Here is a 24,534-nt window from a genome sequence, read left to right as displayed (position 1 = left end):
ATATTAAAATAATTTTACAGACCCAGGATAAAAAATGTAAAATATTATGTAAACTAAAATATTTGAGGTGGTCACATGAATAAAATAAAAAAATATAATTTAATTCTTCTTCCTTTGCTGATAATAATTATTTTAATCTTAAGTATCTATTTTTACAATCTAAAAGGTGAGAAAAAAAATATAATAGGTTACACAAATTTTCTAACGATGGTAGAACAAAATAAAATAGATACAGTTTTTTTAAGTGATTCCGAATTTATAAAGGTAGTTACTAAAGATAACATAATCTATTATACTGAAAATCCAAGAAGTCAAAACTTCAAAGAAATGCTTTTATTAAAAAACGTTCATGTGAAGGAAGATTCTTCTAACGTAGCAAATACCATTGGCGGAATACTTTTCTTTGTTATTGTTACTGTCTTTATAATAACTTTATTGTCTAAAAAAATAGCTTCCTCTTCAAAATCCATGTCAAGTATCGAATATGATACAAAAAGTGCTACTAAAGTAACCTTTAATAATATTGCTGGTAATGAAGAAGCAAAGGAAAGTATATTGGAGTTGGTAGATTTTATAAAGAACCCTGAAAAATATGCTAAGTTTGGCGCAAGACCTCCAAGGGGGATAATTTTATATGGTCCTCCTGGAACTGGTAAAACACTTCTTGCAAAAGCGTTAGCCAACGAAGCTGATGTTCCCTTTTTCGCAGTAAATGGTTCCGACTTTGTTCAGATTTACGTCGGTGTAGGTGCTGCAAGGATTAGAGATTTATTCAAAAAGGCTCGTGAAAAGGGAAAGGCTGTTATATTTATTGATGAGATAGACGCTATAGGCAAAAAAAGAACCTCAAGGGCCGATGGAGGCTCCGATGAACGAGATCAAACCTTAAATGCCCTCCTATCAGAAATGTCAGGTTTTAAGGATAGTCAAGGAATAGTTGTAATTGCAGCAACAAATAGACTTGATGTTCTTGACGATGCTCTATTAAGACCTGGAAGATTTGATAGGCACATCGAAGTAAATCTTCCTGATATTAAAGCAAGATATGAGATTTTAAAGCTTTACACAAAAAACAGACCAATATCAGAGGATGTTGACCTTTTTAAACTTGCAGAAATGACACCATATTTTTCTGGTGCTAAACTTGAAAACCTTGTAAATGAAGCAGCAATCCTAGCCGCAAAAGAATCTGCTGAGTTTATTACTAATTATCATTTTGATAAGGCCTTTAATATTATTATTGCAGGTTTTGAAAAGAAGGATAGAAGCTATATAAGCGATATGGATAAAAAGATCACGGCTTATCATGAGGCTGGACATGCCCTTATATCAAAATTAGTCGCCCCAGAAATATCAGTAAAGAAAGTAACAATAATTCCAAGCACTAAAGGTGCAGGAGGATACACTTTAAATGTCCCTCCCGATAAAATGTTTAAAACTAAAAGCGATTTGTTAAAACAGGTAAAAATCGCTCTGGGAGGAAGAGCAGCAGAAGAAATCATCTTTGGAAAAGAAAATATTACAACAGGAGCCTATTCAGATTTACAACATGTTACAAATATACTATTAAACATGGCTCAAGAATATGGAATGTTGGAAGAGACTGGTTTGATAAATTATGGCCTAATCGAAGGATTAAATTTAAATGAAAATGTAGAAACAATTAAGAAGAAAGTAAACGAAATCTATTCTGAAGTTGTAAACCTTTTAAGCCTAAATAAGGACAAGCTCGATATTTTGGCGGAATATTTAATAAAAAATGAAACCATTTTTGAGAATGAGATAATTTCTTTGTTAAGTTTAAAATAAGTAAAATATATAAGGATTAGGCTATCCTAATCCTTCTTTTTTATTTTGCACACAAAAAATCCTTCATATACTTCATTTGGAACTACTCTTATACATTTTTTAACCTCATCACTAAGTCCTATATCAATTCCATTTAAGAAATTATTATCAAGTCTGTCTATATTCATTATTTTTATGCCAAAATTGTTAAGGGCCCAATCAATGATTTCTTCATTTTCTTTCCTATTTAAAGTGCAAGTTGAGTAAACCATAATTCCACCTTTTTTTAGGGCTTTATATGCACTTTCAAATAATTTTTTTTGTAGGCGGGATAATCTTTCAACTTCCTTAAGGCTCCACCCTCTGTATGTCTTGGGATCCTTTATGGATATTATTCCTTCCCCACTGCAGGGAACGTCTAAAAGGACTTTATCAAAGAATTCAGGATATTCCTCCCCTATCTTTTCCCCTTTTCCTACTCTAACCTCGGCGATTTCTACTCCCTGTAACTTTAGATTATACTTTAACCTTTCGGCTCTAATTTTATCTGCTTCGTTTGCCAATATGAATCCCATGTTTTTCATCATTGCCGCCATTTGTGTTGTTTTGCTACCCGGTGCTGCTGCAACATCTAATATTTTCTCTCCTTCTTTTGGATCTAATATTATAGGCGGAATCATACTGGATAAATTTTGTAGATAAATTTGTCCTTCCTTAAATATATTTAATTTTTCTAGATCCCTTTCATCTGCATTTTTCAATATAAGGGCATTTTCATTCCATTTAACCCTTTCAAATTTTATATTAACCTTTTTAAAATAATCCATTAAACTTTTAATATCATATTTTAAAGTATTTACCCTTAATGTCGTTAATTTCTTATCTGAAATACCATATAATAATTTGTCTACAGTGTGAATATCAAATATATCGTAAAATGAATTCAGTAAATCTTGAGGAATTTTTTTCCTTATTTCCGTTATTGACGCCATTTTATTCTCCTTTCAGTAAATATAATTTGTGTTATAATATAAAATATATAATTTTTAATTATTTTTTTCAAGTAAGTCGAAAGGGGCATTAAAATGATCGATTGGAAGGATAATAGAAATTTAACTTTATTGGTTGATTTTTATGAGCTAACTATGGCCAATGGATATTTAAAAAACGGCATAGGCAATAAAATCGCTTATTTTGATATGTTTTTTAGAAATGTTCCAGATGGTGGAGGATTTAGTATTGTTGCCGGTTTAGAGCAGCTAATAGAATATCTTAACAATCTAAAATTTACAGAAGAGGACATTAACTTCTTAGAAAAAAAGGGTCTTTTTGATCAGGAATTTTTGAATTATCTAAAAAACTTTAAATTTGTGTGCGATGTTTGGGCCATTCCAGAAGGAACTCCTGTTTTCCCTAACGAACCATTAGTAGTAGTAAAGGGTCCTATAATTCAGGCTCAATTTATTGAAACCATGATTTTGCTAACTATAAATCATCAATCCTTAATAGCAACTAAGGCAAACAGAATAGTTAGAGCTGCCCAAGGTCGTCCTGTTCTTGAATTTGGCTCAAGAAGAGCACAAGGTTACGATGGAGCAATTTTAGGTGCAAGGGCAGCATATATAGGCGGCTGTGCTGCAACCGCCAATACGATTGCTGAAAAAATGTTTGGAATACCTGCCGTAGGAACCATGGCCCATAGTTGGGTTCAAATGTTTGATAGTGAATTAGACGCCTTTAGGGCATGGGCAAAAGTTTATCCTGAGAATTGTCTTTTGCTTGTTGATACCTATAACGTTTTAAAATCTGGAGTGCCAAATGCTATTAAAGTATTTAAAGAGGATCTGCTTCCAAGAGGGTATAGACCAAAAGGAATTAGAATAGATAGCGGCGATATAAAATATCTTTCACAGAAGGCAAGGCAAATGCTAGATGAAGCAGGATTTCCAGATTGCCAAATTGTAGCCTCCAATTCTTTAGATGAATATATCATCAGAGATGTTTTATCACAGGGTGCAAAAATTGATAGCTTCGGCGTTGGTGAAAGATTGATCACAGCAAAATCCGAACCTGTATTTGGAGGTGTATATAAGCTTGTTGCTGTTGAAGAAAATGGTAAAATAATCCCTAAGATAAAAATAAGCGAAAACCCAGAAAAAATAACTAATCCCGGCTTTAAGCAAGTCTACAGGTTATATGACAATGTTACTAACAAAGCTATTGCAGATTTAATAACCTTTGCTAGTGAAGAAATAGATGAGTCAAAGCCACTTAAAATATTTGATCCTGTCTACACTTGGAAAACAAAAACACTTGAAAATTACAAAGCACGAAAGCTTTTAATTAAAATATTTGACAAAGGAAAGTGTATTTATCAAAGTCCTTCAGTTCATGAAATAAAAAAATATTGTCAAAGGGAACTTGAAACCCTTTGGGATGAAGTTTTAAGATTTGAAAATCCCCATAGATATTATGTAGATCTTTCCTTTAAACTATGGAAGACAAAGCAAAAATTATTGAGAAAATACTCAGAATAAGGCTGCTTTAAAAGGGCAGCCTTATTCATCTATTGCAAACTCCTTTCCATATGCCATAAGGGAAAATTGCTTTTCAGCATCGATAAGTTTAATCCCTTTAACATCGATATCCTCTATATTGCTAACGCCTATCTTATCATTGCTTAATCTAAATAGATAATTTATAGCCTGGGGTCTAAAGCCTAAAAGTCTTGCACAGACAGTATCAACTGCAACGGCATCAAATCCAGCAACTAGAAAACCGCTATGAATTGCTTTTCCCTTAGAAGGACCTGTTCCTATCATTGCAGGGTTTAAGCTAACAATAGAAAAATCTATTGGCACCTTTTTAGCAAAAGCATAAATAAATCCATGGAGGTCTTCATGGATCCCAAGATTTTTTTTGGGATAACCGTGAAGGGATGCTGGAGGCCAACTTAATGCTATATTTTTTATCGATGCAGAAATTGTAGCTTCCTCGTGAATTTTAAGTTGGGTAAAGGAAATTAATATATCTGTTTCAAATAACAGTTTATTAACTTTAGTTGACTTTACAATATCATGTTCTAATTCTAAATCTTCAAACTCTCCCACATTTAAATCACAAAATTCTACTCCTTTCTTCATTAAAATTTGATTATATCCATATGTATTTAGCACATCATAGGTTGTGGCACCACCAGAGCCAGCAGCAACTACTATTCGCTTGGGGTTTTGTTCCTTTATAATTTTTATAAGCTCTTCTAAAGTTTGTGGTCCTACCACGACACCCTGCTGTGGTGGGTTTAAATTTACCAAGTTGGCCGTAATTGTAACAGTATGATTGTTTTTTATAAAACCATTAAAAGGCAATAGCGCAATTGCCTCCCTAAGTGCCAAGCCTTCATTTGGGTTATTAACTATTGCAATAATATTGCTGTCTAATGTTTTTTTCCTTAGCATTGCATCATCTCCTTACTTCAATTCTGCTAACTTCGATTCATATAGTTTTATTTCCTCATCCCTTTTTAATCTTTTGCAGCATATAACTAAATGATAAACAACATTTTTTACCAGTTTGCTCTTTTTGTTTGCTATTTCATAGGCATGTTTTAAAAATTCATAGGCATCTAAATAGTTGCCTTTTAAAATAGCAATTTGACCCCAAAAATCCCATACAATAGGATGTTCTCCATATATTAATAAAAAATTTTTAATTTCATTCTCAGCTTCATCAAGCTTTTTATATTTAATTAATGAAGCAATATATTCTATTTTGTTTTTTATTATAATATTCAAATCCTTTGCTACTATCTTAAATATATTTTTCCCTGTTTCAGTAATAGAAATCTTCTTATTGTTATTTTCTGAAACATATTCAATTAGTCCTAAACCCACTAAAAATGTGTCAAAATATAACTTGCAAGTATCATCCCTAAGAATATAATTTAATCTAAATTCGTCCTTCGATAAAATAAATATATTATCTTCTTCCCATTTTGTATGTAAAAGGACCTCTTGTTTAAAACTAAAAACAGAATAAATTACATAAAATAAATTGCGAATATTAAAAAATTTTTCTTCCGTAACCCACTTTTCTAAATTAAATACATTGCTTAGGATAATAGCGTAACGCTCCTCTGGTTCTAAACGTGACACCATCCTTCCTATCTTAGTTACTGTTATGTTTGAATTTTTAACCTCCAAAAATTCCGTCTTTATAAGAAAATCTTTAACAAGACTAATAGAATCATTGTTAAGACTTAGGCTAATTGGAATATCATTTAAAAGATAATCGATAAGTTTTATAGTATTGAAATCTAATATATAAACATTCTCTGTAAGCTTTACTACCTTTTTTACAAATTCTGAGTTTAGATAATTTTTTATAGTTTCCTTTGCTTCGCTTTTTCTGCCCTTAAGCATGTCATACTTTTGAAGATAATACTCAACATCCGTGAACATTCGTTTATAATAAGCTATCTTTCCGCCCTTTATAAATTTATATTCCTTTAAAAATTCTGTAAGATCAAGCATGGCATTAAGTATTAAAGGGATCTTTTCCCTTCCTCCAAACTCATCATCAATTAAACTAACTTTATCTGTAAACTCATCAAAGGTAAAGCTATCAAAATTATCTAGCGTCTCATCAAAGTAATCTAAAATGTTATTTTTAAAGGTTGTAACTACCTTTACATTAAAATTAATCCTCTTCTCATCAAATCCATTTTGCTTCATGTATTCCTTAAACAAGACGATCTTCTCTTGATCCTTCATAAAAACACCACCTAAATTTATAACAAGTCCCTTTACTTAAAATTATTTCCATATTCATATTTTTTAATCAAAGAATGCACAAAATAAAAGCACAGATTCATTTATTATAAGCCTACAAGAAGAATCTGTGCCAAATAATATATTATATTAAACTAATCTAGTTTAATTACTTCTACATAATTGTCATGAAAGGCTGTTCCATTCCCTATATCAGTTTTCATGGATTCAACTATGTCGTTCACATTAGCCTTTTCTTCAACTAAAAAACCAAATGGGATACTTATGACCCCTTCCTTTATATCACTTGTAACTTCTGCATAGGCATATATTGCACCCATATCGTTAAAAATCTTCATTTTATCTCCATGATTAATATTTCTTATCCTTGCATCTTCAGGATTTATTTTGGCCTTTGGAGCACCTAGAAGTTTTTTAATTTTATCTATCTCTGAATATTGGGAATTTATTTTTTCATAAGAGTGGTAGGATATAAGCATCAAAGGATAATCTGTCCTTTTATTTTCTATGTATTCCGGGATTAGGCTCATTTTCCACCTTTTCATGGTCTTTGACTTAAATTGAATTTTTCCTGTAACTGTATTAAATTTTCTGTCCCTAAAAGCTACTTCGTCATAATCTTCAGGTAAATATGGGGCATTTTTCAATTCCTCTAAACTTTTTTCAATTCCCGATGCTTTTAAAATTTTTTTTATATTATCTATATTGTTTTCAGGAATATAATCTAAATTCAGCTTTAATTTTTTAGCTAGCATTCTATAAATTTCACTTTCATGCTTGCACTCCTCCAAAGGGTCGTGCGCTTTGTCCATAAATATTACATAGGGATGCCAATAGGATTTTAAAATATCGTAATACTCAAAAGTAGCAGCTGCTGGTAAAATATAATCAGCAAATTTTGCAGTATCGCTTAAGTATTGCTCAATAACAACTATAAAATCTAATTGAGATAATGCTTTTCTTATGTTTTTTGAGTCTGGATTTGATACAACAGGGTTAGCACTTTGGATAAATGACATTCTTATGTTTTTCTCAATAATGCCCTTACCTATTTCACTTACATGAACATAATCTACTTCTTCTGGAGATTCTATTAAAAAAGGCCATTTTAATTTAGGTTCAGATAGATTAGCATACCTAAAGCCTCCACCTTCTATGCCTACGCTTCCAACTAAGGCAGAAATAAGTCCTATAGCTCGTATCGTTTGTCCACCATTTATCCTTCTTTGAAGTCCTAATCCACAAATTAAACTTAAAGGTCTATTATCCCAAATCAATTTTGCTAATTTTGTTATCTCCTCCTCATTTATTTTGCATATCGTTGCTACAGTTTTTAAGTCAAACTTTTCAACATAAGCTTTAAACTCTTCAAACCCATAAGTATATTTGTCAATAAAGCCTTCATCGATCATTTTGTTTTTAATCAAATAATTCGCTAGTCCCAAAGCCAAAAGCAGATCCTTACCAGGCATAATTTGAATAAAATAATCTGCATTCTTTGCTGTTTTTGTTTTAACAGGATCTATAACTATAACCTTTGCTCCGTTATTTTTTGCTTTTTTTATAAAAAGCATCTCCTGGAAATTAGTCTCGGCAGAATTTTTCCCCCATAAAACTATGCATTTTGCATTTTCAAGATCCCATGGGGCATTGTGAATTGCTTTTCCATAGGTTTGAATTACTCCTTCTAATCCAGCCGAAAAGCATAGATCTCCATATGTAGTAGTATATCCCTTAAGTTGGTTCCAAAATCCAAATGCACATTTACTAAAAATTCCTATTTCCCCAGACCCTTTGTAAAACATGATGCTTTTTGGACTGATATTTTGATAATAATCTATCTTTTTTGAGATTTCCTCTATTGCTTCCTCCCATGAAACCCTTACAAATCTTCCTTCTCCTCTTTCTCCAACCCTTTTTAATGGAAATTTTAGTCTTTTATCCCCATAATTTTTTTCTAAATACAATTTTCCTTTCAAGCAAATATACCCTTGTGTTGCTTTATTTAAAGGATCCCCTTCTATATTTACTATCCTATCATTTTCAACAGTTAGAATTACCGAACAGCCTCCATAGCAATCCCTTGGACATCCGCTTCTTATCTTCATCTTTATCCCCCTTTGCTTTTTATAATATTTTAGCACATAAAAAAACAGGGGGGGAACCCCTGTTATTTTGTATACATTAAATCATAATATTCTTTTACCATTCTTGCAGCTGAGAACTTTTCTTGAGTAGTTTCTATGCTCTTTCTCATCATTTCTTCCCACTTTGATTTATTCTCATAATATGTTGGAAGAACTTCCTCTAAAAGAACTTTATATAAAGCTTTAGCATCATGCTTATCTAATTCCTCTAATGTATCAAAATCATCAACTCCAAGCCCATCTCCAAACTGCCATCCATTTACTCCGTGAATACATGCCTCAGGCCACCAACCATCTAAAATACTGCAGTTTAATACTCCGTTCATGGCAGCCTTCATTCCAGACGTTCCTGATGCTTCCTGTGGTCTTCTTGGATTATTAAGCCATATATCGCATCCTCTAGTTAGCATCGCACCTATTTCCATATCATAGTTTTCTAAGAATACAACGCTATTTGGATATTTTTTAGCCATCTTTACAATATCTGAAATAATGCCTTTCCCTGTATAATCATTTGGATGAGCTTTACCTGCAAATATTATCTGTATTTTACCGCTTTCTAAATATGGTCCTATTAGTTTTTCGTCGGTAAAAATCAAATTGCTTCTTTTGTATGGTGCAGCTCTTCTTGCAAAACCAATTAAAAGTTTTTCAGCATCTAATTTTACGCCGGTTCTTTTTTCAACAAAGGCTATTAACTCTTTTTTGATTTCATTGTGAACTTCAAGTAAACTTTTTCCTTCTTTATAAGCCCTAACTATTCTTTCATCCTGCCAAGTTCCATTATGCACGCCGTTAGTAATACCTATTATTTTAGAACTTCCTTCCACACCTTCCCACATTTTGTTTGCTGTTTCCTTGTGAAGCTGTGCAACACCGTTTGAAATTCTACTCATTCTAAGGGCTGCAACAGTCATACTGAAGGGGTCTCCACCTAATCGTTTCATATGCCAATAGTCAAGATTTAAGTATGCCCCCATGTATTCAAGTAATCTATGGGAATGAACTTCATTTCCAGCTGGAACTGGAGTATGAGTTGTAAATACGATTTCTTCCCTTGTTGCCGCTAGAGCTTCGTTAAATGTTAACCCATTTTCCATTTTTTCTCTAATAAGTTCTATGCCGGCAAACACAGGGTGATTGTCATTAAAATGGTAAACATCAACATCGATTCCCAGCTTTCTTAAGGCCCTAACTCCACCTACACCTAAAATTATTTCTTGAGCAACCCTTTCTTCAGAAAACCAACCATAAAGCTGGGAAGTTATTAGCCTATTTTCATTTCCATCAACATCAGCATCCAAAAGATATAACGGAACATTATTAAATTTATCAACCTTCCATACCTTTAAAGTATAAGTGCTTTCTTTGATTTCTACATCTACCGTTATTCCCGTATCTTCTAAAAAATCGTAATCATAAGCTCTATATGTATCTAACGTCCTTCCATCCTCAGTTATATATTGATCAACATAACCCTGCTTCCACTTAATTCCAATACCTACCATTGGAACATTCAAATCTTTAGCAGCTTTTAAAATGTCTCCTGCTAATATTCCAAGCCCACCAGAATAAATCTTAAATTTTGAATCTAAACCATATTCCATACAAAAATATGCAACTTTTGGTAGTTTGTTCATCTTTTTTCCTCCCCAATATCCTTTTTTATTTTTATTTTAATATATTTTCTTACCAAATGCAATCGTTTGCACCATAAAATAAAAAAATTTGTATAAATTATATAAAATATTAATCAAAATAAGCAAAAAAATCGTCAATGGATCTTTTGTTTAAATTTATATAATTTTCTTTCTCCGATATTAAGCCTAAATGATGGGCATCTGAATTTTTTATAAATTTTACATCATCAGGAATAAAACCCTTTATTTTTAGTTTCTCTAACTTAATAAGATCAACATATTCCAACGCCTTAATACTTAAATTATAAGGAATAAAACCCAAATTTGATATAATGCTGAAGCTTTCCTTATCAATATGGGATGGAATAAAAAGACCTTCAAGGGACTTAACTTTATTATAAGCCTTATCTATACTAACATTTGCAGAGGATAAGAGCATTATTTCCTCTTCTCCAACTATTTCGTCTAATTCGTTGTAAATGAATTGTCTTCCAAAAAGTTCCTTCTTATTTTTAATCTTTGGCAAATAAGAATAAACCCAATCTTGGAATTCCATTGCTGCGTCTAACGTTTTAAAAAGGCATAAAACATGCACTTCTTCCATAGTCTGAAGCTCCATCCCTGGGATCACTAATATATCTAATTCTTTACCTATCTCCACACAGGGCTTTAAATTTTTACAGGAATTATGATCCGTAATTGCTATAATATCGAGTCCCTTTAGTTTTGCCATATTAAGTATATTATTTGGAGTCATGTCATCATCGGCACAAGGTGATAAAGCTGAATGGATGTGTAGATCATAATAGAACTTCATTCATCTATCCCCAATTGATTTAATTTAACACACAATTGATAGGAATTTAAGTCTGACTGTAAAATAGGGATATTCTCATCATTGGCTTTTTCTAATGTGTTTTCTTCAACTTCAATATTTTCAGGAATTATAATACATGAAAGTTCCAGTAAGCTTGCAATAGCTACTATGTTTGTATGAATTTGAACAGTTATCCAAGCATTTTTACTTTTTGCATGGGACATTACCCAACTTAAAAGATCACAGCAATAAACACCTTTTACATCCTTTTCTAATCCTTTTTCACCAGCTAAAATTTTAAGATTTAAGCTGTTTATTAAATCCCTAACCTTCATTCTATTCTCCTCCATTTTTTATAAATTTGCAATCATTCAAATTTGCCAGACCCTTTACAACATCCTCGGCAAATGCCCTACAGGATGGTGAACCACAAAGTCCACAATCCGTTCCAGGAAGCATATTAATTATTCTATTCATATTCTTTATCATCTTAACTGCACTTTCAAAGTCATCTGCAAATTTCAAATTAACTTTTAATATATCCTCCCTTGCAAATTTACTTTGAAACTCATCGTGCAGTTCAACATTGTAGCTAAACTCACCATTAGCTATTATCTTTTTGGCAATCCTTTCTGCATTAAAGGGGTTTTCTATCAAAAATAATCCTCCTAAGCATCCTCTTGTGCAGGCATAGGCCTCTATATAATCAACATCTTTTATTTTTCCATTTTCTACATCATTAAATAACTTTATAACATTTTTTATTCCATCTACTGCTAAAAAATTGTCTATCCCGATTGCTTGACTTTGTCCTCCTGAGAAGGACCATAAAAGGCCAGTTTTAGATATTTTTCTATAGGTTTTATTAGAAGTTTTATTTAAAAATTTTAATAATTTAGGATATATATCACTTATTGCAATAGCACCATCGAAACCTATTTTTTCATTATATTTCAGTTCTTTTATTTTTGTAATCCAGCTTGGACATGGCGTTAAAAAGAAAATTCCAATTTCATTCTCCTTATATCCCATTTTGCAATACTTTTCTCTAATTAAAGCCGCTGAAATTTCTATAGGTGTTAACATTTTAACAATATGATCATTTAGGGATGGAAAGTCCTTCTCAATCAATCGAATTATTGAAGGGCATAATGTTGAAATTGCTGGTTTTTCGACCTTTGTTATCTCCTTTTTTAATATCTCGGCCTTAACATCGCAGGCAAAGGTTATATCAAAAACCTCATCAAAACCTAAGCTTAAAAGGGCTTTGTTTATTTCTTCTGGATTTATTTCTTGTCCAAACTGTGGATATAACGTTACTGAAGGTATCAAGACTTTTATTTTATAACCTTCGGTTTCATTTAAGGAATTTCCCTTAGAAACATGGGCTCCATATGGGCATACTCTAATGCACTCTCCACAGTCTATACATTTTTCGTCATATATAATAGCCTTTCCATTTTTTATTCTTATTGCTTCTACAGGGCAGTTCATAAGGCATTTTGTGCAGCCTATGCACCTTTCCTTAATCAGTGAAACTGAGTGAAAAATTTCTTTCATAAATATCACCTTTTTAAATTAAAAATATACTACCATCCTTACCTCAGTATACTCACCTGTCTTAGATTCTATATAAAATTCATCACAGCTTTTTTTCATGTTGGGAAGTCCCATACCTCCACCAAATCCCATTTCCCTCGCATACTCAGGGGCTGTTGAATATCCCTCCTTCATTGCAAGGTCAATATTTTCGATTCCAGGTCCCCTATCCTTTGCTAATATTTCTACTTTGTTGTTAAATATTTTCGCCTCTATATACCCTCCATAGCTATGAATAACTATGTTCATTTCCGCTTCATAACAAGCTACACAAATTCTTTTTATTATATCTGCTTTAATCCCCAACTGCTGTAATAATTTCTTAATACTGCTTGATGCTTCACCACCACGAATAAAATCTCCACTTTCAACATCATACTTAACACTTAACAATTCCTGCATTATAACATATCAGCTCCTTTTAAACCATTTGAATAAAGAATACCACAAGCAGTAAATAGCGTATATTTCGTAAAAAGAACACATATTCCCTTTTCCCTGGCAAGCTCAACTACGCTCTCATCAGGCCTTTTATTTCTAACAAAAATTATGCACCTTAAATCTAGCATTTCTGCTGTTCTAACCGCCTGGACATTTGTAAGACCTGTTAATAGAATAGTTTCTTTTTTTGCCAAACTCAAAACGTCACTCATAAGGTCACAAGCAAAGGCACTTACTGCCTCATAATCAAGCAATTCTTCATTGCATAAAACTTCTGCCTCCAAAAGCTCTTTAATTTTACCTAATTTCATCATCATTCCCCCGTTTAAAAAATCTAATATAATATTATTATTTTTCTGAAACTTTTTCAATGTAATTTTTTTAACAGCTAAAATACAAGTTTGACTAAATTTCCATATTTGTGTATATTTATTATAAATTCATACAGGGAGTGGTGGTATGTCAAAACATGTTATTGATGAGGCAAAGCGTTGTCTTCAATGTAAAAATCCAAGATGTAAAATGGGTTGTCCTGTAAGCACCCCAGTTAACGATATGGTTAAAATGCTTCTTGAGGGTGATATTATAAAGGCAGGGGAGATGCTATTTGAAAACAACCCCTTATCCTCAGTATGTTCACTTGTTTGTCCTGTTGAAAAATTTTGTGAAGGAAATTGTATTTTAAACCATAAAAACAACCCTATTCAGGTAAGCATTATTGAAAATTATATTTCGGAATATTATTTGAGAATTTTAAATGAAAGTCCTAATATAAACAAGGATAGAAAAATTGCAGTCATTGGTTCTGGCCCAGCAGGTATAACAATATCCTTTATGCTTGCAAGAAAAGGCTATGATATAACTATATTCGAAGCTCATGATAAAATAGGCGGTGTTTTAAGATATGGCATTCCCGACTACCGCTTACCTAAGAATATTTTAGATTTGATTAAAAATAAACTGCTTAATATGGGAGTGAAAATACGACCAAATACTCTTATAGGTCCCGTTATAACTTTAGAGGATTTATTTAGGGATGGTTACAAGGCAATATTTATAGGCACTGGAGTTTGGAACCCTAAACCCCTAAGAATAAAAGGAGAAAGCCTCGGCCACGTTCATTATGCAATAGACTACTTAAAAAATCCTAATGTTTATGATTTAGGACAAAGAGTTGTAATCATCGGTGCTGGAAATACCGCAATCGATGCTGCAAGAACAGCCCTAAGAAAGGGCGTAAGAGAAGTTATAATAATGTATAGGCGTGGCGAAGAAGATATGCCTGCAAACAGAGAGGAAATAGAATACGCTAAAATAGATGGAGTTAAATTTGAATTTTTTAAATCTCCTCTTGAAATATTAGACGAAGGAATAAAATATATTAAGACAGAAAAATCAAACAATGAAAAGGATAGGATTGTAGAAATACCTGGGACAGAAGCAATATTAGAAACTGATTCGATTATAATTGCAGCAAGCCAAGGGCCTAAAGCAAATATAGTATCTAATACTGAGGGATTAAAAATTAACAATAGCGGTCTTCTTCTTACAGATAATCTTGGAAGAACAACAAAAGAAGGCGTCTTTGCTTCAGGAGATGTTGTAACTGGAGCTAGGACTGTTGTTGAAGCTGTAAGCCTTTCTAAAAAGGTCGCAGAAGCAATAGACCAGTATGTTAGAGAAAAATATCCAGAGCTTTTTTAAAAGAGGGGTAATACCCCTCTTTTAAATTTCGTAATCAACTACATATCTTTCTTCCCTCACCTTGTTTATAAATTCTACTACCTTTTTGTGTTCAGGATGATTTATATATTTTTCTAAATCCTCCTTTGACTTAAATTCTGAATAAAGTGCAACATCAAAGGCAGCATCGGATTTGGCAAAATTTATGCCCACCTCTAAATGTTGAATCACATCAATTTTGCCCTTTAAATCCTCCAAAATAGATTTCATGGCCTTTGCATTTTCATCCTTTCTCCTTCCTTCAGCTTCATCCTTTAATCTCCACATTACAATATGTTTAATCAAATCAATCACCTCCAAGTAAATTTTAACATAAAATTAATTGCATGTTTTCATATTTTTATATAATATATTTTAAAAGCACTTTTATGAGGTGATCAGATGCGAAATTTTACTCCTGAAGAACATTATATAAATGCAAGAAAAATGGCCCTAAAGGAATATTCTAAAAATGCTTCCTTAGGTCAATCAGGATATCTTCCATCCTTAGAGGGCATACTTAAAAATACCGAAATAATATCAGAAATAAATATAGGGATAAAGGAAGTCCCTTTAAAGAAGATCATAGGAACATACACCTATTTAAGGAGCAGGTCCTTTGCTAAAAACTTTATGCCCATATTAAATCCTAATACAGAGTTTCAGAAAAAATGGGTTGCATTATGCACAGCCCATTTAGATGAAGGAATTAGAGATCCCATAAAGGTTTACGAGTATTTAAATTGGTATTATGTCGTTGAAGGTAACAAAAGGGTTAGCATATTAAAATATTTCGATGTATATTCAATTTATGCAGATGTAACAAGATTAATTCCAAAATACGACGAAACTAACCATGAGATAAAGCTTTATTATGAATTCCTTAATTTTAATAAGATTACTGGTATTCAATCGATATATTTTTCTAAGCTTGGAAGCTTTGATAAACTGTTAAGGATATTAGAGCATTTTAATCCTAGTGAAATAAAATTTGAAGAAAATAAGTATAGATATTTTGAAAAATATATTTATATGAATTTTAGAAGATTATATCTTAACCTTGGTGGTGGCAAGCTTCCTATTACAACTGCCGATGCCTTTTTAGAGTATTGTAATATATATGGATTACCGATTGAAGTTACAGATGAAGAACTAACGCATAGAATAAGAAATATAATTCAAATATTAAAATCAGTATCATCGATAGATGAAGAAATAAAGACAACACCAGATATAAATGAACAGAACATTATATCCACTTTAACTTCTTTAGTAAACATCAAGAAAACTTTAAAGGTTGCATTTATTTATGCAAAGGATCCAGAAAGCTCTGGTTGGACTTATGCCCATGAATTAGGCAGAAGATATGTGCAGGAGGTTTTAAAGAATCATATAACAACTGAATACTTTGCCAATATTCCCCTTGATGATACTTCATATGATGCCATAAGAAAAGTTGCCGAAAAAGATTTCGATGTTATATTTACTACAAGCCCAATATTTTTAAATTCAACTGTAAAATGTGCCATTGAATTTCAAAACATTAAATTTTTTAACTGCTCAGAATTTAAGCCCTATTCTAATGTAGGGAATTATTTCGGCAGAACCTATGAGCCAAGGTTCCTATCAGGACTTATTGCTGGTGCCTTAACAAAAACAAATAAAATAGGTTATGTAGCTACAAGTCCTGCTCCAGAAGTAGTTTCTTCAATAAACGCCTTTACTCAAGGTGTAAGGCTTATTAATCCCTTTGCTAAGATTCTAGTATCATGGACCAATGAATGGTATAGTAAAGTTAAAAACGAAGATGCAGATGATAAGCTGATAGAACTCGGAGCTGATATAATTGCAAATATTACCATTGATGAGGATCATCCAATTACAAAGGAATATGGTGTATATTCTATGCTAACTTCTATCAATGATAAAAAGCCCGATAAATATCTTGCCGCTCCAATTTGGAGATGGGGAATATTCTATGAAAAAATACTAAATAGCATATTGAATGGAAGCATAAAGACGATTTCAGACCTTTTTAATAACACCAACCGTCTTGTAAACTTCTGGTGGGGAATCGACTCTGGCGTTTTAGATATATATTATTCAAAGGATAATATTCCCCTTGAAACCCAAAAACTTGTTGAACATATGAAAAGGATGGTTATTAGCAATATATATCACCCATTTACCGGCCCTATTTACGATAAGGATGGAAATCTTAGGATTGAACCTGACGAGATTGCAACCCTTGATCAAATACTTAATATGGACTGGTTTGTAGAAGGTGTCGAAATAATTTAGGGAGGCATAAACCTCCCTAATATTCTAAAATGTAATATTGATACGCATTTATTATGGTTGTGTTCTTATATTTAATAATCCTTTCCTTGTTACCATAATTAAGATGCATATGACCGTGGATAAAATATTTAGGCTCATATTTATCTATAAGCCTATTAAAGGCCTTAAACCCTTCATGACATTTATCGTCACCATCTCCAAGGCCATAGGCTGCTGCATGAGTTACTAAAATGTCAAATCCGTTATGCCACCAAATTCTCGGCCTTAGCTTTGCAATCCGCATTTCCATTTGTGCCTCTGTATATTGAAGTAAGCTACTATTGTAAAATTTGCTACCACCAAGGCCTACAATTCTTATTCCTTTGTATACAACCAATTTATCATCTATACATTGACATCCCTCTGGAGGATTGGTCAAATAATCAGTATCATGGTTGCCATGGACATAAAGCAAAGGTGCCTTTATCATCGTTACTATAAAAGATAAATATTCAGATTTTAAATCCCCGCAGGATATAACAAGCTCAATATCCTTAAATCTTTCTGGATTAAAATAATCCCAAATATATTTTGATTCCACATCCGAAAGAAGTAGTATTTTCACGCTAACCCAACCTTTTTAAGTTGTCCTCTTTTATCAATTATTTACTCTAATCTGCCTCCTTGTCAAGATATTAATGCTTGTAGTAAAATTAGAAAAATTTAAATCTTTAATTATTTTCACATTATTATTTTGATTTTGTAATTTAAAATATTGAAGGATTTTATCATATTTTTCCTGATCGATTTTATTATCCTTTCTAAGTTCATTTAAAATCAATATCCAATATTTAGAAATACTCTCATCATAAATAATGTTAATAGTTGTCCCATTTTTTTTATCCTTTAAAATTCCTTTGTTATTATCGTTTGTTTCGTTTATATTATCTTTATGAAGGTCATCTGCTATAATATTGCCATATACTTCAATATTCTTTGTTGACATTATATATTTATTATTATTTGAAGCTATTAATACTTTATATCCATTATAATTTGAAAGATCAATGCCATTATTATTTTTGCTACTACTATTATCATTCTTATCAAGATAAATATAAATTTTATTATTAGAATCTGTAAATTCAAGTTGTTTGTCTTTTTCTAAAGCTTTAAAATCAACATATTTATCAACTTTTACATCTTCTTCTTTTCCCACTACTAAAGGTTTTTGAAATAAGATATTATCAGTTATAAGGGGAAGATTCCCTTCAACAAATCCCCCGCCTTCTGGCTTAAATTCGCAGTTGAGCAAAATATAATTCTTAGTATTGTCTGTTTTATCCTTAGAACGTATTATTATGGTTTCCCTTGGGTAAGATTCTGAAATAAGATTGAAATCCTCAAATGATGAATTAAATTGGTTTCCTAAAACCTTTGAAAACTCAAGATCTTTAATTGCTTCATTATATAAAAGAATTTTAAAGTCTACGTTTGGATAAATAGGAGACAGTATTTTATTATAAATATATTCAACGGCTTGTCTCCAATAATCTATTTCAATTTTTTCATTTAACATCTCAACCTGAAGATTTAAATTTAAAAGTTGATCATCAGCTTTATCTATTAAATATGTCTTTAAATATTCTTTATATTTTTTTATATAAATTTTACTTAAATTTTCTTTGTAAGCATTATAAGCTGCATCATCATTATTGGGGTTGTTATCATTAATCTGAGCCATATATTGATCATATATTATTTTAACTTCATAGCTTTCTGTATTAACATTTCCATCTTTAAAACAATAAACATAAGCCTTTTCTCTTGCTTTTTCAGAAAAAGCATCAAGTATAAATAACGCTAAATCAATAGCTGAATCTGCATTATAAAAGTTTTCGTTCTTTGAAACAAAATTATTGCTTTGTTTATAGGATGCCACTGAAAATTGCAAAAGTCCAACGCTTAAAGTCAGAAGGATGGAAAATATTAATATCACAAAAATCAATGCAGAACCTTTTTTCATAAATATCACTCTCATTGCATTATCAATATTGTTTCCTGCTTAACCGTTTCGTAATTATTTAGAGTCTTATTTAATTTCTTAATAATAATATTAATTTTTTTTATTTTTCTTATTTTCTCTGCCTGGTCATTTGGGCTTTCTACTTTAAACTTTGCTATTTCACCTACATCCTCAAAGTAAATTTTATACTCAGCAATCCCATTTTCTAGATGCTCAAAGTATGAGTTTGAAGGATCAATCTTATATTTTTCTATATATATAGTCATTATTTGCCCAACATCAAGTTTATCTGAAGATGTTTTATTTATTTTCATTATAAAATCCGACATAGTAAAAAGTGGAATCATCAGTATCCCTAATATTGCAATAGAGACTAATACCTCAATTAATGTTAAACCATTAAATTTTTTAATATTTTCACGTCCCTTCCTGATTATTTAAAGGGATTTGTCTTCCCTATGCTATTATTTAAATCAGTCCATTCCCTCTCAGGTGCCTTTTCATCATCGTATCCAAAGAAATATATATCAAACGTTGAATCTAATATCCCCGTTGACTTACCAGAAATCGGTTTTAACAAAATATTATCTATCATATATAGGGTATTAAAATCCTTTGTTTCTTTTAAAATTTTTTTAAAATTTTCATAGTTAATTTGCGTATTTAACGTTATCTTATAAAAAAATATTTTGTCTATTTTTTTATTATTTTTTTCAAAGATAAATTGCTGTTTCTTTTCAATTGGAATATCACCAATTCTAGCGTCATATTTTCTTAGCAAATTTAAAGAATCTATTAATACAAATTTCTCATCCAAATTTTTTGGTAATTTCAATGAAATATCATTATATTCTTGATTGATTTGTTGCATTTTTTCCTTATTTGAATTATATATAATAATTGCTTTGTTTAACTGTTCCTCCTTGCTTGTAAGCTGGATATTTTCCTGCTTTAAAGCTTCAAGTTTTGAATTTAGATTTTGGTAAAAATAATAATATAAAACACCAATCAAAAGCATTATTAAAATAATAATCAACTTCTTATCCCTCTCCGTCATATCACTCACTTCCTAACTATATCAGCTGTTATTGTAGTTCTAATCTGCCCCTCATAATTAGTTATCCCATTAATACTTATGTTTTTAAAACAATCATAGTTTTGTAAGTTATAGATAAACTGAGCAATATTTTCCTCTTTATTTGTAACTACCATCATAGTTAATTTTTCTTTTGATATGTTTAAATTTTCTATTTTTAAATTTGTCGGAATTTTACTTTCTATTTCTGTTAAAATATTGTATAAGGAATTATTGCCTTCAATTATATCCTCTATAAATATCTGTTTATTTTCAAGTAACCCTTTCATTATTTGAAATCTTTCAATTTCAGATTCAATATTTTTATACTTTTCTATATTTGATTTAATTTTATTATTCATAGTTTTATAGGAATTGATATTAAATAGCATAAATAATGTGATAATTGCGAAAATAAATATTTCAATTCCTATAAGCCAAAGATATCTTGCAAAATTAAAATCTTTATGTTTACCATATCTATAATATGCCTCTAGGAAATTTATGTCCTTATCTTTTAGCAGCAAGCTGTGGTTAAACATAAAATCTCTCCTTACTCTATAATAACCCTGCAATAGGAACTATAAAAGAATTTAAGTCATAGCTTTGACTTAAATTATCTATAAACTGAAGATTTTCTAATACTTGTGTTTTAACACCTGTTTTTTGTTGTAAAAGTAAGCTTACATTAAAATACTTGGCAAGCTCTCCTATTAAAATTATTGAATTAATATCTGTTCTTTCCTTAGCTATATAAAACTCCAATAACTTAGTAATATTCTCCAAAGCTTCGTTAAAGGTATATTGATCTGGAACAAAATCTTCTTTTTCCTTGTTTTTATACATATCAATAAGATCAAATGGAAAGGTTTTAGTCATTTGAATAACGTTATCCTTTACTATTACTGCAGTTAAAAAGCTCCTTTGAAGATTAACAATCATAGAAATATTATTAGGAGCCATTTCAATGGACTGTCCCATGCTTTTTGATAATAATCTTGCAATCACATTAGGCTCAATGTCTATTTTGTTTATTTTTATATTTAATTTGTTTGATATACTAATAATCTTTTCTATCATCTTTTTGGGAAGCGCAAAAACTAAAATTCTCTGTTTTTTTATTTTGTGTTCTTTAAAAGTATTAATTAATTTATAATCAATTATATATTTTTCTAAATCAACTGGAATATGCTGGGATGCTTCAAATTTTAAAAGATCATATATTTTATCCTGTTTAATAATCGGGATTACTATTTCTCTGACCAATAAATTAGATACACCAGATAGTATGATATTTAATCTCTTTTTTGTTAATTTATTTTCTGAAAAAAACTTATTTAGTTTTTCACAAACTTCAGTTTCATCTAAATCCAATACTGATTTATTTATTCCTACGTCAAAACTTATTTCTCCTACTCTTTTTATATTAACTTTTTTCCCCATTTTAACTTCTATTACCTTAATATAATTATTACTAATTTCTACGCATACTTTTTCAAACATAAAAATCCCCTTCAATTTCTAATTGTATAGTTTAAAGTATATGTTTTTATTGTTTTTTTATCTTTAAAATCCACAACTAACGTAATAGTAATAAGCCGATTTTGTTTTGTAATATTAAGTCGCTTTATGTTGCCATTTAAAACTAGATTATTAGAAGTTTTGTTACTTTGCAAATCCGTTTTTTGAACGTATATAGAGTTATTACTATAGGTAACTTCTATTTTAACTCCATTAGACGTATTTTCACTAAACAAAACTTGATTATTATTTTTGGGCACTATAAATATCAACTTGTTATCTTTAGCATCAATCGTTTCCTGATAGGATGATTGAAGCGAAGTAAAAATATAATCTAAAAACGACTTTGCTTGAGTTTCAATATAGGCTTTATTCTTTTCTCTATAGGCCATTTTTATATTATTAATCAAAATATTATATCCAACTTCTAAGACTATAAATAAAATAAGTGCAACAACTAACATTTCAACAAGTGTAAAACCTTTTTTTCTCATATAATCATCCCTATTTAACCATTATGTTTCCTGGTGGAAGTGAGTTGATTTCTATCACCTTTTTTATGGATGGATTGTTCCTATCACATATTTCTACATATAAATTTTCATTTTCTAATTTTGTTCCATCATTATATTTAACTATTATATTCCCATTCGATGAAAACATGATTGCTACAACATTTTGAAGTGTCATAGTGGAACTATCATTTTTTAATACAATATCGGTGTCAACTAACTCAACTTCCTTTTGGGCATTGTTTCCTTTAAGTTCAACATAAAATTTATCTCCGATTTTTTTAATTTCTACATGCCAACTTTCATAATCCATCTCTTTACTTGAATTTTCATAAGTTTCCTTTAACATTGCTGCAATTTCATCAGCATAACTATCAACCCTTGAGCTTTTACCTAGCCTAACAAAATTAAGTGTTGTTACTGCAGCGATGATACTAATTATAGCAAAAACAATGATCATTTCAGTTAAGGTAAAGCCTTTTTTCATATTATTTCACATCCTATTAAGAAATTAATTAACCAGAGGATATCCTCTGGTGTTTAATTTAAGATTAATAATTTGAATCCGGATTTGGATATAACTCTATATAATTATTAGTTCCATTAGAAACACCAATTTTCAGTTGATTTCCATCATAGTAATAATAAAAATGTCCTGACACTTTTTTAGGGGTTGGTATACTATTAATATATTTTATCAAATTTTGAGGTGTATTTTGAGTAAGGTCTGTCCAGCTATTACTTGTAAGTGTTACGTCCCCATTTGCTAATCCTTGAGTTATTGCACCTGCCAAAGCTTTTGCATTTGCAATATCAGCAGTTGATTTTGACTTATTTATTGAATTTAATGCTTGTGGAACAGCAATACCTGCTAAAATAGCTATAATAGCTAAAACCACAATCATTTCAATCAATGTAAAACCTTTCTTTTTTCTCTTTTCCATAACAAAACCCTCCTAACCTAAATTCATGTTACCATAAAGTTTAAACATCGGTAAAATTATTGAAGCTAGCATAAAACCTACTATTAGTGCTAAAAAAACTATCATGACCGGTTCAAAGACTGCAGTTAGCCTTGCTACTGAGTTTTCAACTTCATTTTCATAAAAATCTGCTAATTTTGTAAGCATCTCTTCTAAAGTTCCACTCTCTTCCCCAGTTTTTATCATAACAGGAACAAGAGTTGGGAAAATCTCTAGATCTTCAATTGGTCTACTTAATCCCTCACCCCCCTTCACCCTTTCAGCAACATCTTCAAATTGCTTTTCTATATAGGCATTGCCTAATAGTTTTTTTGTTGTATCAATCGCAGCAACTAAAGGAACTCCAGCATCGATTAAAGTAGAAAGAGTCCTTGAAAATCTTGCGATTGATGCGTTTAATGATATATTCCCTATTATAGGAATTTTAAGCTTTAATGTTGAAAAAAATATACTTCCTGATGATGTTTTTTGGTATATATTTGTTAAAATAGATATCAATATAATCATTATAAGAAGCATCAACCAATAATTCTTAATAAATGAACTTGTAGATAGAATAAATTTAGTTGTTGGAGGCAATTCAACACCTAAATCATTAAATAGCCCTACAAATGTCGGAATTACAAAAATCAAAAGAAGATTTAGCACAATTACTGCAACTAACAAAACTATAGCAGGATACATAAGTGCATTTGTAACCTTTTGCTTGAGCTTCATGTCCTTTTCAAAGTGGTGAGCCATTTTCTCAAAGGAATTATCTAAAGATCCACTCACCTCTCCTGCTTCTACCATATTAATAAGCAAATCTGGAAATACGTCTTTATTTTCTATCATCGACTCAGATAATGTTTTTCCCTTTTTAACATCCTCATATAGATTATTTACAGCCTTTACAAGCCTTTTATTTGAAAGCTGATTTCTTATTACCTCTAAAGAAGTCAAAAGTGTAAGCCCAGCTTCCAATAAAGTTGCAAGCTGTCTACAAAACAAATATAAATCCTTTGAAGATACTTTGTTTAAAAACTTAATACTTATCTCCTTGTTAAATAAATTTTTCTCACCAATGTCAATAATATAATATCCCTTTGATTTTAATTGTGATAAAGCAGATTCAAGGTCATTAGCTATAACATTACCCTTTATTCTTTTCCCTCTGCTGTTAATTGCCTCATAAAAAAACTCCGCCATAGTCA

25 protein-coding genes and 1 pseudogene are annotated in these 24,534 nt (G+C 30.8%); 4 read left to right on the top strand and 22 right to left on the bottom strand.

The window, feature by feature from the left end:
- Positions 1-75: 75 nt before the first annotated feature.
- Entirely contained in the window at positions 76-1,809 is a 1,734-nt protein-coding gene (locus Q3V94_RS03900) for an ATP-dependent metallopeptidase FtsH/Yme1/Tma family protein (protein WP_303525298.1), read from the top strand.
- Positions 1,810-1,835: 26 nt separating this feature from the next.
- On the opposite strand, the gene Q3V94_RS03895 is transcribed toward Q3V94_RS03900, so the two are convergent.
- On the bottom strand, positions 1,836-2,780 hold the full coding sequence (locus tag Q3V94_RS03895; protein ID WP_303525296.1) for an RsmB/NOP family class I SAM-dependent RNA methyltransferase: 945 nt from the start codon (positions 2,778-2,780) through the stop codon (positions 1,836-1,838).
- Positions 2,781-2,873: 93 nt separating this feature from the next.
- Here Q3V94_RS03895 and Q3V94_RS03890 point away from each other — a divergent pair, with 93 nt between their 5' ends.
- A complete protein-coding gene (locus Q3V94_RS03890; RefSeq protein WP_303525293.1) occupies positions 2,874-4,325 on the top strand; it encodes a nicotinate phosphoribosyltransferase in 1,452 nt (483 codons plus the stop codon).
- A gap of 21 nt (positions 4,326-4,346) precedes the next feature.
- Here Q3V94_RS03890 and Q3V94_RS03885 read toward each other — a convergent pair whose 3' ends face one another.
- The 9 genes from Q3V94_RS03885 to Q3V94_RS03845 all read right to left on the bottom strand — a co-directional run bounded on the left by Q3V94_RS03885 (position 4,347) and on the right by Q3V94_RS03845 (position 13,593).
- Positions 4,347-5,246, bottom strand: a complete 900-nt coding sequence (locus Q3V94_RS03885; protein WP_303525292.1) for a DUF362 domain-containing protein — start codon at positions 5,244-5,246, stop codon at positions 4,347-4,349.
- Between the two features lie 12 nt (positions 5,247-5,258).
- On the bottom strand, positions 5,259-6,560 hold the full coding sequence (locus Q3V94_RS03880; protein ID WP_303525289.1) for a hypothetical protein: 1,302 nt from the start codon (positions 6,558-6,560) through the stop codon (positions 5,259-5,261).
- A 152-nt stretch (positions 6,561-6,712) separates the two neighbouring features.
- Positions 6,713-8,686: a molybdopterin-dependent oxidoreductase gene (locus Q3V94_RS03875; protein ID WP_303525287.1), complete on the bottom strand. Its 1,974-nt coding sequence runs from the start codon at positions 8,684-8,686 to the stop codon at positions 6,713-6,715.
- Between the two features lie 62 nt (positions 8,687-8,748).
- Entirely contained in the window at positions 8,749-10,365 is a 1,617-nt protein-coding gene (glgP, locus tag Q3V94_RS03870; protein ID WP_303525285.1) for an alpha-glucan family phosphorylase, read from the bottom strand.
- A gap of 109 nt (positions 10,366-10,474) precedes the next feature.
- Positions 10,475-11,182 carry a PHP domain-containing protein gene (locus tag Q3V94_RS03865; protein ID WP_303525283.1) on the bottom strand — a complete coding sequence of 236 codons (708 nt, stop codon included), beginning with the start codon at positions 11,180-11,182 and terminating at the stop codon, positions 10,475-10,477.
- Positions 11,179-11,517, bottom strand: a complete 339-nt coding sequence (locus Q3V94_RS03860) for a DRTGG domain-containing protein (RefSeq protein ID WP_303525281.1) — start codon at positions 11,515-11,517, stop codon at positions 11,179-11,181. The genes Q3V94_RS03865 and Q3V94_RS03860 overlap by 4 nt, the downstream gene beginning before the upstream one ends.
- A gap of 1 nt (position 11,518) precedes the next feature.
- On the bottom strand, positions 11,519-12,742 hold the full coding sequence (locus tag Q3V94_RS03855; protein WP_303525279.1) for a [Fe-Fe] hydrogenase large subunit C-terminal domain-containing protein: 1,224 nt from the start codon (positions 12,740-12,742) through the stop codon (positions 11,519-11,521).
- A gap of 18 nt (positions 12,743-12,760) precedes the next feature.
- A complete protein-coding gene (locus Q3V94_RS03850) occupies positions 12,761-13,183 on the bottom strand; it encodes an anti-sigma regulatory factor (protein WP_303525278.1) in 423 nt (140 codons plus the stop codon).
- Positions 13,183-13,593 carry a DRTGG domain-containing protein gene (locus tag Q3V94_RS03845; RefSeq protein WP_368506506.1) on the bottom strand — a complete coding sequence of 137 codons (411 nt, stop codon included), beginning with the start codon at positions 13,591-13,593 and terminating at the stop codon, positions 13,183-13,185. The genes Q3V94_RS03850 and Q3V94_RS03845 overlap by 1 nt, the downstream gene beginning before the upstream one ends.
- Before the next feature lie 88 nt (positions 13,594-13,681).
- On the opposite strand from Q3V94_RS03845, the gene Q3V94_RS03840 reads away from it, so the two are divergent.
- Positions 13,682-14,926, top strand: a complete 1,245-nt coding sequence (locus Q3V94_RS03840) for an NAD(P)-dependent oxidoreductase (protein ID WP_303525277.1) — start codon at positions 13,682-13,684, stop codon at positions 14,924-14,926.
- Positions 14,927-14,947: 21 nt separating this feature from the next.
- Here Q3V94_RS03840 and Q3V94_RS03835 read toward each other — a convergent pair whose 3' ends face one another.
- On the bottom strand, positions 14,948-15,250 hold the full coding sequence (locus Q3V94_RS03835) for a Dabb family protein (RefSeq protein WP_303525275.1): 303 nt from the start codon (positions 15,248-15,250) through the stop codon (positions 14,948-14,950).
- 96 nt (positions 15,251-15,346) lie between these two features.
- Between Q3V94_RS03835 and Q3V94_RS03830 the strand changes: the two genes are divergently transcribed.
- Positions 15,347-17,245: a BMP family ABC transporter substrate-binding protein gene (locus tag Q3V94_RS03830; RefSeq protein WP_303525273.1), complete on the top strand. Its 1,899-nt coding sequence runs from the start codon at positions 15,347-15,349 to the stop codon at positions 17,243-17,245.
- Positions 17,246-17,261: 16 nt separating this feature from the next.
- On the opposite strand, the gene Q3V94_RS03825 is transcribed toward Q3V94_RS03830, so the two are convergent.
- The 11 genes and pseudogenes from Q3V94_RS03825 to Q3V94_RS03780 form a co-directional block, all read right to left on the bottom strand.
- On the bottom strand, positions 17,262-17,849 hold the full coding sequence (locus Q3V94_RS03825; protein WP_008908376.1) for a metallophosphoesterase: 588 nt from the start codon (positions 17,847-17,849) through the stop codon (positions 17,262-17,264).
- A gap of 33 nt (positions 17,850-17,882) precedes the next feature.
- Positions 17,883-19,250, bottom strand: a complete 1,368-nt coding sequence (locus Q3V94_RS03820; protein ID WP_303525268.1) for a hypothetical protein — start codon at positions 19,248-19,250, stop codon at positions 17,883-17,885.
- Between the two features lie 11 nt (positions 19,251-19,261).
- Complete coding sequence (locus Q3V94_RS03815; RefSeq protein ID WP_303525266.1) at positions 19,262-19,579, bottom strand: hypothetical protein; 318 nt, start codon at positions 19,577-19,579, stop codon at positions 19,262-19,264.
- A 15-nt stretch (positions 19,580-19,594) separates the two neighbouring features.
- Positions 19,595-19,663, bottom strand: a pseudogene (locus tag Q3V94_RS13660) (prepilin-type N-terminal cleavage/methylation domain-containing protein); the annotation flags it as partial.
- A gap of 20 nt (positions 19,664-19,683) precedes the next feature.
- On the bottom strand, positions 19,684-20,307 hold the full coding sequence (locus Q3V94_RS03810; RefSeq protein ID WP_303525264.1) for a hypothetical protein: 624 nt from the start codon (positions 20,305-20,307) through the stop codon (positions 19,684-19,686).
- Between the two features lie 5 nt (positions 20,308-20,312).
- Complete coding sequence (locus Q3V94_RS03805) at positions 20,313-20,867, bottom strand: PilN domain-containing protein (protein WP_303525262.1); 555 nt, start codon at positions 20,865-20,867, stop codon at positions 20,313-20,315.
- Positions 20,868-20,883: 16 nt separating this feature from the next.
- Complete coding sequence (gene pilM, locus Q3V94_RS03800; RefSeq protein ID WP_303525261.1) at positions 20,884-21,828, bottom strand: pilus assembly protein PilM; 945 nt, start codon at positions 21,826-21,828, stop codon at positions 20,884-20,886.
- Between the two features lie 11 nt (positions 21,829-21,839).
- Positions 21,840-22,340, bottom strand: a complete 501-nt coding sequence (locus Q3V94_RS03795; protein ID WP_303525260.1) for a type II secretion system protein — start codon at positions 22,338-22,340, stop codon at positions 21,840-21,842.
- A 10-nt stretch (positions 22,341-22,350) separates the two neighbouring features.
- Entirely contained in the window at positions 22,351-22,845 is a 495-nt protein-coding gene (locus tag Q3V94_RS03790) for a prepilin-type N-terminal cleavage/methylation domain-containing protein (RefSeq protein WP_303525259.1), read from the bottom strand.
- Positions 22,846-22,909: 64 nt separating this feature from the next.
- Complete coding sequence (locus Q3V94_RS03785) at positions 22,910-23,302, bottom strand: type II secretion system protein (protein WP_303525258.1); 393 nt, start codon at positions 23,300-23,302, stop codon at positions 22,910-22,912.
- A gap of 12 nt (positions 23,303-23,314) precedes the next feature.
- Positions 23,315-24,529, bottom strand: a complete 1,215-nt coding sequence (locus Q3V94_RS03780) for a type II secretion system F family protein (RefSeq protein ID WP_303525257.1) — start codon at positions 24,527-24,529, stop codon at positions 23,315-23,317.
- Positions 24,530-24,534: the final 5 nt, after the last annotated feature.

The sequence above is a fragment of the Caloramator sp. CAR-1 genome, from assembly GCF_030546345.1.
GTDB classification, from domain to species: domain Bacteria; phylum Bacillota; class Clostridia; order Clostridiales; family Caloramatoraceae; genus Caloramator; species Caloramator australicus.
Note: the sequence above shows the minus strand (reverse complement) of the source record. Positions and strands in the feature narration are given on the sequence as shown.